Source organism: Desulfosporosinus youngiae DSM 17734, assembly GCF_000244895.1.
Lineage (GTDB): Bacteria > Bacillota > Desulfitobacteriia > Desulfitobacteriales > Desulfitobacteriaceae > Desulfosporosinus > Desulfosporosinus youngiae.
On sequence record NZ_CM001441.1, the window covers coordinates 3,069,562 to 3,082,677 of the forward strand.

Annotated in this window: 12 protein-coding genes and 1 tRNA gene; all 13 read right to left on the reverse strand. The window is 43.5% G+C overall.

What is annotated here, in order from left to right; genetic code table 11:
- Window positions 1–35: 35 nt before the first annotated feature.
- Window positions 36–2,114 (reverse strand): chemotaxis protein CheA, encoded by a 2,079-nt coding sequence (locus DESYODRAFT_RS14210; RefSeq protein WP_007784174.1) that lies wholly within the window; start codon window positions 2,112–2,114, stop codon window positions 36–38.
- 37 nt (window positions 2,115–2,151) lie between these two features.
- Complete coding sequence (locus DESYODRAFT_RS14215) at window positions 2,152–2,505, reverse strand: response regulator (RefSeq protein ID WP_007784176.1); 354 nt, start codon at window positions 2,503–2,505, stop codon at window positions 2,152–2,154.
- Between the two features lie 34 nt (window positions 2,506–2,539).
- The gene (locus DESYODRAFT_RS14220; RefSeq protein ID WP_007784178.1) at window positions 2,540–3,130 is read right to left on the reverse strand and encodes a TetR/AcrR family transcriptional regulator; all 591 of its coding nucleotides are present in this window, start codon (window positions 3,128–3,130) and stop codon (window positions 2,540–2,542) included.
- A 247-nt stretch (window positions 3,131–3,377) separates the two neighbouring features.
- Window positions 3,378–3,453, reverse strand: a tRNA-Lys gene (locus tag DESYODRAFT_RS14225).
- A gap of 91 nt (window positions 3,454–3,544) precedes the next feature.
- Entirely contained in the window at window positions 3,545–4,945 is a 1,401-nt protein-coding gene (gene pepV, locus DESYODRAFT_RS14230; RefSeq protein ID WP_007784180.1) for a dipeptidase PepV, read from the reverse strand.
- 83 nt (window positions 4,946–5,028) lie between these two features.
- Window positions 5,029–7,044, reverse strand: a complete 2,016-nt coding sequence (locus DESYODRAFT_RS14235) for a penicillin-binding protein (RefSeq protein ID WP_007784181.1) — start codon at window positions 7,042–7,044, stop codon at window positions 5,029–5,031.
- Between the two features lie 322 nt (window positions 7,045–7,366).
- The gene (locus DESYODRAFT_RS27370) at window positions 7,367–8,308 is read right to left on the reverse strand and encodes a rhomboid family intramembrane serine protease (RefSeq protein WP_007784183.1); all 942 of its coding nucleotides are present in this window, start codon (window positions 8,306–8,308) and stop codon (window positions 7,367–7,369) included.
- Window positions 8,309–8,323: 15 nt separating this feature from the next.
- Window positions 8,324–9,091, reverse strand: a complete 768-nt coding sequence (gene larC / locus DESYODRAFT_RS14245) for a nickel pincer cofactor biosynthesis protein LarC (protein WP_007784184.1) — start codon at window positions 9,089–9,091, stop codon at window positions 8,324–8,326.
- Between the two features lie 13 nt (window positions 9,092–9,104).
- A complete protein-coding gene (gene larB, locus DESYODRAFT_RS14250; RefSeq protein WP_007784185.1) occupies window positions 9,105–9,866 on the reverse strand; it encodes a nickel pincer cofactor biosynthesis protein LarB in 762 nt (253 codons plus the stop codon).
- Entirely contained in the window at window positions 9,859–10,692 is an 834-nt protein-coding gene (gene larE / locus DESYODRAFT_RS14255; RefSeq protein ID WP_007784187.1) for an ATP-dependent sacrificial sulfur transferase LarE, read from the reverse strand. Before larE ends, larB begins: the two co-directional genes overlap by 8 nt.
- Window positions 10,693–10,897: 205 nt before the next feature.
- Window positions 10,898–11,104: a hypothetical protein gene (locus tag DESYODRAFT_RS29245; protein ID WP_242833467.1), complete on the reverse strand. Its 207-nt coding sequence runs from the start codon at window positions 11,102–11,104 to the stop codon at window positions 10,898–10,900.
- Window positions 11,105–11,545: 441 nt separating this feature from the next.
- Window positions 11,546–11,827, reverse strand: coding sequence for a ferredoxin family protein (locus DESYODRAFT_RS14270; RefSeq protein ID WP_007784191.1), 282 nt, complete (start codon window positions 11,825–11,827; stop codon window positions 11,546–11,548).
- Complete coding sequence (locus DESYODRAFT_RS14275; protein ID WP_007784193.1) at window positions 11,824–13,116, reverse strand: FAD-dependent oxidoreductase; 1,293 nt, start codon at window positions 13,114–13,116, stop codon at window positions 11,824–11,826. The genes DESYODRAFT_RS14270 and DESYODRAFT_RS14275 overlap by 4 nt, the downstream gene beginning before the upstream one ends.

Consider the following 13,116-nt stretch of genomic DNA (forward strand, 5'->3'; position numbering starts at 1 on the left):
TCTGCTCTATGATCTATCTCAAGCACAAGAATCCCTTACAAATTTATCAGCCCTCCAATATCGAGAATCAAGCTGATACTGCCGTCACCTAACAAGGTGCAGCCAGCCATTCCCTTTATTTTCTTGAATTTTCTTAGATAATCAGGCAACGCTTTTACAACTACTTGCTGTTGTCCTATAAGTTCGTCCGCAAACACACAAAGGGACTTGGTATCCTGTTCAACCCTGATGATAATTCCATCAATAATGTTTGCAATGCTATTTTTAATCTTATACAGCTCATGCAAGCGCAGAATTGGATAGCACTGACCTCTTACCATAATCATTTCATGACCATCGGGGTCGGTGATAATGTCTTTTTCCTTTGGTCTGAAGGATTCCTTAATGGAGATGATGGGTATGGTATAACGGGAGTTTCCTACCTTTATATTCATCCCGTCGATGATTGCCAAGGTCAGAGGAATCTTCAAGGTAATGGTCGTCCCTTTGTCCGGAACGCTATCGATCGAAACAGAACCACCAACCATCTCAATATTCTTGGTTACTACATCCATCCCCACACCACGCCCCGAGAATTCGGACACACTGTCTTTTGTTGAGAAACCCGGCAGGAAGATGAGATTAAAAATTTCCTTGTCTGTCATATCAGGTTCAGACTTATGTAATAAACCATTTTCACTAGCCTTCTTAAGAATCCTCTCCTTGTTTAGTCCCTTTCCGTCATCTTTGACAATAACAAGGACATCACTTCCGGCGTTTTTGGCTTCCAATTTGATGGTTCCGACGTGTGGTTTACCCTTGGCCAACCTGTCTGCAGTAGATTCCATCCCGTGGTCGAGAGCATTCCGTACAAGGTGCATCAGCGGATCGGATATATGCTCTATGATATTTTTATCAACTTCAGTTTCTTCGCCAATAATCTCAAGCCGCACTTCTTTATCCAGTTTCTTGCTCATATCTCTCACGATCCGATGCATTTTATGGAAAGTAGCCGAGAGAGGGACCATGCGGATAGACATCACCATATCCTGCATTTCACCGGTTATTTTACTTAACTGCCGTGCTGCCTTTCGGAAGTTGTCCAGCTCCAGTCCTTTTAGATCAGGATTCTGTATAACCATGGCTTCAGCGATCACCATTTCTCCTACTAAATCCATCAGCTTGTCCAACTTAGCAACACTAACGCTGATAATACTCTGCTGGGATGAGACCGCTTGGATTTCCTTGTCAGCAGCTTCCTTTTCCTCTTTAGCTTGCGCATCCAGATTAGGTACTTTAATGGGATACTTCAGAGGAGCAATCTGCTTCACCGGGGAGAACTGTTCAAATTCATCATTATCTTCCAGTTGAATGAGCTCTAAATCCCTGAGAAAGATAGTCTGCATGAAGAATTCATGCATTTGTTCGTAGGAGCGGTCTGCTTTAAGGTATAACTTGAAGCCTTCCCGCCTTATGATTTCTCCGCTGTCTTCATTTTCGATCAGATCTTCCGGTATATAGAAAACCTCGTCAGTGATATCTTTGAGATCATGTATAATGGAAAACGCACGCATACTTTCCATTTCACAACCGTCTTCAAAATATATAACCGCTTTAAACGTATGTTTATAATTGGAAGTTACTGACTTATCCTGACTTATGTAATACTGCTGTATGATGGTGTCGTTTGGTCCCATATCCTTCCTATGGGCAGCAGGCTGATTACCCTGCTGTAATTCGGCTAAAAAGTCTTTTATGCTATCAATTAATGCCGCAGTATCTCCATCTGCATCATCGCCGTTTTTGATCTTCTCGATTTCTACCTTTATGAAATCAACCCCTTCTAATACCAAATCAGAAAGAGCCAGGCAATCGGGATTATCGGGTTTTTCCTCGCGTAGAAAATAAAATAGATCTTCAAGCGTATGGGCAAGAGTTGAAATATTATTAAACATCATCATTGCTGATGAACCCTTAATGGTATGCATGATGCGAAAAATTTCATTAATCGCTGCTTGTGTATAGCAGCTTGTCTTTTCGCTGGTTAATATGGATTGTTCAAGCTGTTCCAGCAACTGTGAGGTTTCAAATATAAACAAATCAAGCATTGGCTCATTTAAAAATTGATCTGCCATCTATATCACCTCCTATAACTTAAGGTTTTATTTTTGTTTAGACCTTATTAAGTGTCTGCAACACATGGTCTTCCGTAAAGGGTTTCACAACAAAGGATTTTGCACCATTTATAATTGCTTGCTTAACTAATCTTTCTTGCCCCATTGCAGATACCATAACAACTTTAGCTTTGGGATCAAATTCTCTTATGGCTTTTAACGCCTCAATGCCTGTCATTTCAGGCATTGTTATGTCCATGGTAACTACATCAGGCTTCAACTCCTTGTACTTCCGAACTCCCTCGATACCGTTTTCAGCCTCTCCTAATACCTCAAACCCACTTTTCTCGAGTATCATTTTAATTGACATTCTCATGAACGCTGCATCATCAACAATAAGGACTTTTTTCACTTGCTTCACACTCCTAATCTGATTACCCTCAAACTTAACTAAAAGCCTTTAAAACCATTTCCAGGGTTGATAGAGTTCTTTCCTTCAATGAATAACTTTGGCCGTTAAGTCTCCAGGTAAGGCATATCTCCCGACATAAGCCCCAGATCACGTCCGCTAAGTTCTTACTATCCATATCAGGACTTATTTCTCCAGCCTTTTGTGCCTCTTCAATCAATTGCTTCATGAAACTTGAACGATCATTTAATATACTCTTAACTCTGTCTGTCAGTTCAGATTCATGCCGCAAAACATCAAACACCTGCATGATTGAGGTAATAGCCGGATAACTCTCATAATATTCTGCATAGGCGCGGATAAGGTATGTAATAGATTCCTTAGGTCTGAGTTCTTTTAATTTGATAGATTGATATATATCAATATCAAACTTTGAGAAGTCTTCCAGAACTACGAGCAACAGTTGGTTTTTACTTTTAAAGTGCCGGAACAGTGTAGCTTCTGAAACGCCTTGCCTTCTGGCAATCTCCCTGGTCGATAACCCCTGTATGCCAAGTTGATCAATGATCTCAATGGTTGTTATAACAAGTCTATCTTTTCTATGTAATCCATAACCGTTATTTTCCATACATTACCACCTTAAGGAGTGATTGTTTACTTATATTATTATAGTAAATCAGGAATATATTGTCTATATTAATTTTTTTATGTCGTATTATGGTTTTAATAGAGAATAATTGCAAAAAAGTAAAAAACCTAGTGCTAAGAAATTGGGACTTCTTAGCACTAGGGCCTATAAACGATCCTTCTATTTTGTTAAACATAACAAAACAAGCGTCTCAGTAACCTGAAACGCTTGCTTAACAAACCATTTTTGGTGCGCCACCCAGGATTCGAACCAGGGACCTGCCGATTAAGAGTCGGATGCTCTACCAGCTGAGCTAGTGGCGCGCGAGCAACAATTATTAGTATACATATAGAATTTAGAACTGTCAATAACCTTTTGTTTATATTTATCAATATCTCTTTGATTATGTTTTGCTTAGTTCTCTAATTCAGCCGCCAAATTAAGAATAGCTTGCGCATATACCTTGGTTGTTTTAAGAAGGTTGTCAATGGAAATGTATTCATCCGGACAATGAATCACTTCCGGCTCACCCGGAAAAGTCGGTCCAAAGGCAACTCCTTGGGGAAGTGCTTTAGCATAAGTTCCTCCGCCAATAGCAAAAGCAAATGGCTCAAGTCCGGTTACATCTGAATAGGCTTTCAGCAGAGATTGAACCAATGGACTCTCTTTAGGGACATGATGAGCTTCTTGATGGCTTAGGATTTTGATATTAAATTGCTCATTTCGGGCAATTTTTTCAATTGGGAGAAGAACATCGTCCCGTTGGTAGGTGACTGGATAACGAATATCAAGTACGAAACGAATATTATCTGCCGTCAATTCTAAAATGCCAAGATTGAGGGAAAGTTTACCGGATGGTTCATCACTTAAAGCAACTCCAAAACCTTCACCATAATAGCCTGTGCCAGGGTAAGCCAAGATAAAATCCAGAATTTGCTGTTCTTCCGGACTCAGTGCTAACGTGCGCAGAAATCGCAAGGCATAGAAGACCGCGTTTTTTCCATTCTCCGGGAGACTTCCATGTGACCCTACTCCCTTGACGATAAGCTTGATCTCTTGTTCTGTTTCCTGACTCACTAAGGAACCGCTTACCCCTTCCGGGAAAGAGAAATCATTTAACTGCTTAACTAAATCACCGTAGGCTATTCCCTGCAAAGCAACCTCACAGCGATCCGGAACGACATTCGCTCGTTCGCCGCCCTGAACACGAACTAGATGAGAAAGAGAAGCGGGGTGATATTTACTGAATTCCAGGTGAAGAATTCCTTTCTCAGCATGAATGACCGGAAACTCGGCATCAGGTGCAAATCCGATCTGAGGAACTTCTTCTTTCTTCAGATAATAGTTCATATCATCCCATCCTGATTCCTCATCTGTCCCTAAGATCAGGCGAACTCTCATCTTCAAGGGTATATTGGCATCTTTAATGGCTTTCATGGCAAAAAGAGCAGCCAAGGTTGGCCCTTTGTCATCTAATGCACCTCTGCCGAAAATTTTTCCGTCCTTAATAGTTCCGCTGTAAGGAGACACAGACCACCCGTCCCCTTCCGGAACGACATCAAGATGACCTAGAATACCTAATAATTCGCCGGCGCCCATTTCGATATGTCCTGCATATCCTTCAACATTTTTGACAGTGAACCCAAACTCCTTTCCTAATGCTAAGGTCCACTCTAATGCTTCTTTAATGCCCGGCCCAAACGGCGCACCAGGGACAGCGTTTTCAACATCTTTGACACTCTTAATTTGGATACAAGCTTGTACTGCAGATAGGATATCTTCTTTCATTAGGTCAATCTGTTGATTAAGACGCATATTTGAATCATTCCTCCGTAGTTTAATGTTTGCTGAGTTATTCTAGCATACCCTGATTGAGAAATGAATTTGCATATGGCAGATTACTGCGCTAAGGGAGAAAAATTCACCTCAATTGGCGTACCGCGAGTTACAATTTTTCCTGGTGCAGGTGATTGTTGATTGACCAGGCCGCTGCCGGAAAAGTTAAAATGCAGCTCTGATTTGGCCAGGGTTTCTCCTGCCTGCCGCATTGTCATACCTGTTAGATCCGGAACAACAATTTCTCCTCCAACGGGTGTCCGTTCAGGAACAACCGGTTGCGGGGATGGTCTGACAGCAGAATCAGTGGGTGAAATGGTTACAGTACTTTCAGTATCGTTGGCTACAGGAAAACCATAATATTGAAGGGCACCTTCGATAATAGCTTTAGCCCTTGGACCTGCCAATGTACCTCCTTGATGGCCTTCTTCAGTTCTAGGCGTATCAATGATGACAAGAACCGCAATTTTCGGATCTTCAGCCGGCGCAAAAGCCACAAACGAAGCAATATAGTCTGTTGAAGAATATCCTTTTGTGTCCGGGTCTACTTTCTGAGCGGTTCCCGTCTTCCCTGCAACCCTGACACCAGGAATAAGTGCGGTCTTCCCTGTTCCATCAGTAACAACCTTTTCCAGGATATTGGTCATTTGCTCCGAAGTTGATTTGGAAATCACCTCTCGTACAGGGGTAGGTTTTTGTTGCTGAACAAGTTGGCCATCAAAGGACGTAATCTTGTCAACAATATAGGGGCGATAAAGAGTTCCGCCATTAGCAACAGCAGAAATCGCAGTCAATAATTGGATTGGAGTGACAGAATTAGCTTGACCGAAAGACATTGTGGCAATATCTATTTCCCGGATTTTATCTTGGGGCAGGAGTACTCCAGCTTCTTCACCTAAAATGTCTATTCCTGTTTTCGCACCAAAACCAAAGGCCTTCAAATAAGTATCAAAGACGGATTTACCCATTTTCTGCGCTACTTGGGCGAGTACGACATTGGAAGACAGCTGCATTCCTTCTGTAAAAGTAGGGTTGCCATGGGGTCTTTGATCAGAGTCCCAGTTTGTAATTATACGGGGTGGAATATTTAGGTATCCGGGATCAGGAAAGGTATCATCCGGATTGATTATTCCTTCTTCCAAAGCGGCTGCCCCCGTAATAATTTTGAAGGTAGATCCCGGTTCATAGGACATTCCAATCGCTAAATTGCGGCGAACTTCGGGTTCAACATCATTATAATTTGTCGGATCAAAGGATGGACGAGAGCCCATGCCTAAGATGCGTCCTGTCATTGGGTCCATTGCCAGAATCGTGACACTGTTGGGGTTGGTTGCTTTGTATGTTTCTTCTAATTGTTGTTCAACATAATATTGAATTGTGGAATCTAGGGTTAAGGTTAGAGAATTTCCGGGTCTTGACGGGTCACCGTGACTCAGGGCATCAAGTATTGAGCGTGCTTTGGTATCCCGTTCCTCAGATTGGAACCCAGGCTTACCGAATAACTCCTTATCATAATAGTATTCGACTCCTTCCATGCCATGACCCTCTAGATTAACAATCCCAAGAGCGGAGGCCGCAAACATTCCCATAGGATAGACTCGTTTTTCTTCTTCATCAGTGCCTACACCAGGGATTTTGAGTGCCATTATTTTATCTGCTTTCTCAATATCTACTTGGTGCGCTATGCTACTCCAAGACGAATCTTTATTAAGTTTATCGAGAATTTGCTGGCTGTCTATTTCTAAGATACTTCCAAGTTCCAACGCTGCTTCTTCTTTTGTTTTTTTATATTGTTTATCTTCGATTGAAGTAGTTAATAACCTGGGGTCTGCATGGATTCCCCTGACTGGTATACTTTGAGCTAAGACATTTCCCTGGGCATCAAAAATCGCGCCTCTGTCCGGTCTTAAACTTTGATCAATCGTTCTTCGCTCTATCCCTTTTGCCTTAAGGTCGGACGCTTGAACGACTTGCAGGATTACAAGCCTGCCGGACACAAGAAAGATCATAAAGAGCAATATTAACTGAACCCATCGATCACGAGAAAAATAACTGGAATTACGTTTGCTTTTTCTCAAAGCGACCCTCCTCTCTGGCTTAAATTATAGCATTTCAAGCATGCTTCCCGAACAACCCTTTTTATGTGAAACAATGCATAATTCTACATAGAATACCTCCAAAATACTTATTAATATAAAGTCACTCTTTAATCGAGTTAATTGCCGAAAAGAACTTACGCTTTCTTAACTAACGATGACTTCAGGAAAGCCACCTTGCTAAGAAACCGCAAGTTCTTGATTCTATTTTGTCCTTTGCAGGCCGAAAAATACATTTCAAAACGAAGGTATTTTTATGAAACTCTGGAACAACTTAGACTCATTTACTGTATTATTGACTGTATTAATCAGGTTTTGTTAAGAGGATACTCGTAATTATTCCTGTAAGGAGTCCCCCAAGGTGAGCGAAATTATCAATTCCCGGCATAGTGAGTCCAAACCCCAAATTGATTAAGAGGACCAGTACCAGATTCATACCCAAGCCTGATTTCCAAAGCGAGGGCCGCTTTATACTATAATAGAACAGTGCTCCTAAAAGTCCAAAAATTGCCCCGGAAGCTCCTGCAGACAACGCGGGAGAAAAGAAAAAGCTGGCGATTGATCCTCCAAGTCCACTCAAACTATAGATCGTAAAAAATCGCCAATGCCCAAATCGTTCTTCGATAAAAGGCCCTAAGGACCAGAACGCATAAAGGTTAAAGATAAGGTGCATAAACCCGATATGAATAAACATACTCGTAAAAAACCGCCAGATCTCACCTGCTTGAATCAAGGAGTTGACCTTTGCCCCAAACTCTATAAGGACACGCTGATCGGTTGATCCTCCGGCTAAGGTCATAAGTAAATATACAATGAGGTTCACACTTATAATGATATACGTAAGAAATGGGACAAAACGGTTCTTTTTTCGGATGTTTGTCTGCTGAAGAATAGGATTGCCACTGGCAAGCTGCCTTAACCAATCGGGAATCGATGGATCATTCGTCGGAGGAAATGGAAATAGGTTGCCTTGTTGAGTATCCCAATACCAAAGTTGAACACCAGAAAACCTGTTATCCCTCAAGTATGACGAATCAATTCCTTCAAGGCACAGGACAATAACGTCCCATTGGCGAATATCAGCATTATTTTGCATCATGGGCGTAAAGCTTTTAGGGATCTGGCTGATATTTCCGAACAGAAGCCCTCGCTTTAACGACTCGTGAGTAGCAGCCAGCCAGTTTCCGTCAAAAGTAACTAACTTCCATCCGGATTGTTGAAGAGTACTAATAATGTTTGCGAACATATTTCACCTCTGTTTCTATATATCCCCCAAAACTGCTCGCAACAAACTCGGAATGCCATAATCATTTTTTCCGGATCCATATCCGACATTGAGCAAATTCATTTCCGGAAAGCTTGATTGTTCAGCTAAGGCACGAAGGAGAGCCGCTCCGGTTGGCGTTATAAGTTCGCCCGTAATTCCGGATTCACGGAATTTATATCCTTTTAACAGCATCAGGGCGGCAGGTGCGGGCAGCGGTAAAGTTCCATGGGCACACTTTACAAAACCATGAGACCAAGGCAACGTAGAAACCTTAACTACATCAATATTTAAGTGGTCCAAAGCAATACATGTACCTACGATATCAACTAAGGAATCTACGGCCCCAACTTCATGAAAGTGAACCTTATCAATAGTTGTTCCATGAACATGAGCTTCCGCTTCAGCTAAAACATTAAATACCTGAAGGGCGTTTTTTCGGGATCGTTCTGATAAATTGCCGCTTAGAATCATTTCTTGAATATCCGAAAGACAGCGGTTTCCTTTATGGTCATGATTATGATTGTGATCATGCTTATGGTTATGATCGTGCTGGTCTGAGATCTGCGCAGAAACTACTACATTAATATCTGTAGCCTGAATACCATGGATTTGGCGTAGATTAACCTCCAACACAAATTCGGTTAGTCCTATGGAATGAAGTTGATTGACAATAATTTCAGGATCAGCACCTAAGGCGATCAATGACCCGAGGGCCATGTCGCCGCTGATACCCGCAAACGTATCCCAATATAAAATGTTCAAGTAACTATTCCCCCTAGCGGTCTCTCGTTATGCGCCGGACTATCGCAGAGGCTAAAGAGGCTGCCCCGAATCCGTTATCGATGTTCACCACACCGATTCCCGAAGCACAGCTGTTTAACATGCTAAGTAACGCTGCCAACCCTTGGAAGTGAGCACCATATCCCACGCTGGTCGGCACAGCGATAACAGGTTGTTCCACAAGTCCTCCGACCACGCTTGCTAAAGCGCCTTCCATCCCTGCCACAACAATTATTACTTCAGCGCGGTCCATCAATTGGCGCTGTCCAAGCAAACGATGTATCCCTGCAACCCCTACGTCAAAAAGTGTGTCCACGTCATGGCCCATATAACGAGCTGTCAGCCAGGCCTCTTGTGCTACGGATAAATCTGCCGTTCCAGCTGTCATGATCAAAATCTTACCTGGAATTGCAGGCTCCTTAAGCGGTCTGAGCAAGAGGCAGTGAGCCTGTTGATCATAGTATGCCTCCGGAAAATGGGGCAGGATTGTCTCAGCATGATGTGGGTCAAGTCTCGTAGCCAAGACATTTTCAGCCTTTCTGCCTAAGTGCTTTAAAATAGAAATAATATGGTCTGGTTGTTTTCCCTGACAAAAGATCACTTCTGCTTGCCCTGTTCTTAGGGCACGATGATGATCTAACCGGGCAAAGTCTAAGTTTTCAAAGGGAAGATCCTTTAATTGGTGTAATGCTTTATCTGGAGAGCAGGAACCTTGGTGAACCGATTCCAAAAGCGCTCTTATAGTCTCCTCATTCATATAATGCCTCCCGGGATATGGGATTAAGACTTCCTGATCGCAGTCCCATCAAGTCTAAGGTAACGAATTTGAACCCCAATTCTGACAAGAGGGCACTGATTTCTGTATGTTCCTGGATTAATTTCGAAAAATTACTGACCGGAATTTCGATACGCGCAATTTCACCGTGCACTCTTACTCGAGATTCTATGTATCCTTTTTCATAAAGTATAGCTTCGGCCTGGCCTATGCGTTGAAGCAATTCAAGACTAATTGAATCTCCATAGGGGATTCTGGAGGCAAGACAAGCCATGGAGGGTTTATTCCAGGTCGTTAAATTCCGAAGGTGTGACAAACTACGAATTTCGGCTTTTGTAAGCCCTACATCATGAAGCGGGCTAATAACCCCTAATTCCTGGAGAGCAATCCTACCTGGCCGATAATCAAGAACGTCGGAAGCATTTGTTCCTTCGATGACTGTGGCGTTATCTTCTTCCTGATTGTATTCGATAAAGGCTTTAAAAAGCTTTTTCTTGCAGAAATAACAGCGATTGGGAGGATTGTTTCTGAACTCCGGGAGGTTTAAGACATCAACCTCAATTATCTGCACTTGGAAGTTGTTTCGTTCAACTAAAGCCAGTGCTTCTTTCTCTTCTTGGGAAGAAATCATAGGCCCGCGCGCAAAAATTCCCTTGCAATTATCTCCTAAAGATTCACGGGCGACAGCTAAAAGATAAGTAGAATCAACTCCTCCGGAAAAGGCAACCAGGACTTTCTTAAAGGATTTTAGTCGTTCTATCAGTAGGATTTCTTTTTTTTTGGCCTCTTCTAGTTGAATATTATTCATTCTGGCATAATCCCTTCCTTCGTTTCTATTCTACCTATTGTAGAATGGGCTGTCAAAGAAACTTTAGAAGTAGCCCTCTATGACGCTGCTGCGGCACCGGCAGAGGATGAAAATCGGGTCGCTTGGGCCGGGCAGCTTCGCCCACATCCGCTTACCTCAGCATTCCGAGACTCGCCCACTCGCCGGTGCGGGACTCCGCCAAACCTCAGGGTAGTACCTGATGTGAACCTGTGGCTCCGTTTCCCCGCACCGTCTTGTGGGCTTTTACCGCCTCTCCATGCAATGGGTTCGCTTCTGTGGACGAATCTGCCCTGCTTGCGGGTTTGGGGATTTTTCTGCATGTCTTTGGTTTTTTTTCAGAGAGACCCCCATGCCGCTGACGCAGCACATCAGAAGATGAAAAAGATTCCACGAAGTCTTACCAGCCCCCCCCAAAGTTCTGCTTACATTCCCAACAAACTGGCTGAAGGAGCGCTTGTCTGCTAAGCGAATGCGTCAGTGGAGCCGCGCTAAGGCGAGCGCAGACGGTTCGCGTCCCCGTAGCGCGCCGCAGGTTCACATGCAGAAATACCCAGAGGTTCGGACGCGCTCGCGAACCGTCCAGCGAACCAGCGGCGGAACTCGCAGACGCGTGCAGACCGAAGACACCGTCTTCGCACGAGTTAACACAGCTGAAAAGCGCTCCGCCCCAGAGCCAGACAGTAGAACTGACCCCTGTCTAACACAGGAGGCTTTTTTTAGGGTAGCCGCCCATGCCGTTAAGGCATCACCAGCAGAGGATGAAAGGAGGAAGTGATAACAAAGCAAGAGAGCAGAGGAGGTTATAACTCCTTTCTGCTCTCTTGCAACAGTATTATCCATTTTTCCAGGAGACTCCAAAACCACCTCTGGGATACTTCCAGTCAATATTGCCAAAGGGACAGCCGATCAGGCATGTGCCGCACTCCAGGCACCCTTCGTATCCAACGGCAATGCGTTTTTCCTCTTCATCCCAATCGTAAACATGGGCCGGGCAAAAACGGGTGCAAGGTTTATCCTGGCACTGCTGCAAGCATACGTTAGGATCAGCGATCTTAATATGGTTTAATTTATCTGTGTTAAAGCGCACCAAATAGAGTTTATCATCTAATTTCATAAGAGCGCCCTCCATGCTCCATAAATATCTTTGATCAAACCACCTTTAGAACGGTGTTCGAAGGCCATCTTGATGATTTCCTTTTGACGCTGTTTCTTAGGCGTCCCATCCGCTGTTAAATACATCTTAACGGCTTTAGAGAATAACTTGGGATATACTTTTAAGAGATGGGTATTTTCTTCGAAGAACTTACCCATATGGCGGTAATGGTGGAGATCTTTAAGGACAAAGGAATCTCTCAGGCGGGTTTCATAAACTGACATAGCATGATCACTGACATCTCCGGCTTTGATAGCCTGAGCCGCGACTTCCCCAGCTATTTTACCTGAAATCATCGCCAGGTTTGAACCTTCACGATTGAGCGAATTCATGAGCATTGCCGTATCCCCTACAACCATGACTCCTTGCCGATGAAGTTTAGGTACATGTGTGTATCCGCCTTCGGGAATTAGGTGAGATAAGTATTCCTTCGTTTCTCCGCCTTGAAGAAGCCGCTTAACATAGGGCTTTGATTTTAGGTTTTCCAAGAGATCATTAGGGGTCCAGTTATTGCGAATCAAAGGCTGAAGAATTGAACCTACACCAATAGAAATAGATTCTTTATTCGTATAGATAAAACCTACACCCATCATCCCGGCTGTGGAGTCCCCATATAGTTCGATGGTAGCGCCCTGTCCTTCTTCAAGACAAAAACGATCTTCGATCTTTTCTTTAGGCAGAGCGATTACTTCTTTGACAGTAACTGCTACTGATTCAGGTCTTAAGGGCTTTGCCAGGCCGGCTTTTACGGCAATAAAGTTATTGACCCCTTCAGCTATAATAACAACTTTAGCCCCCAGGTCTCCCTCAGCACGTCCTGTACGAACTCCGACAACTTCGTCACCTTTATATAAGAGGTTTTCGACAATTGTTTCAGGAATAATCATGACACCCGCTTTTTCAGCTTGTTGGGCAAGCCAGCGATCGAATTTGACTCGAAAAACCGAATGGGCATTATAGGGCTCGGAACCCCAAGCCGGATCCCGGTAACCAGCCATGATAGACTCATCACCGCTTAACATTGCGATACGCTGCTCAATAATTGGCCGTTCTAAGGGCGCTTCTTTCCAAAACTCCGGCACAATCATGCTGGTTGCTTTTGTATAAAGTATGCCCCCCATTACGTTCTTGGTTCCTGGATAATCCCCGCGCTCAATGACTACGGTTTTCATGCCTGCTTGTGCAGCACTAAGCGCGGCGGACAGGCCAGCAGGACCACCGCCGATGACTATTACATCAAAGTTTTCCAT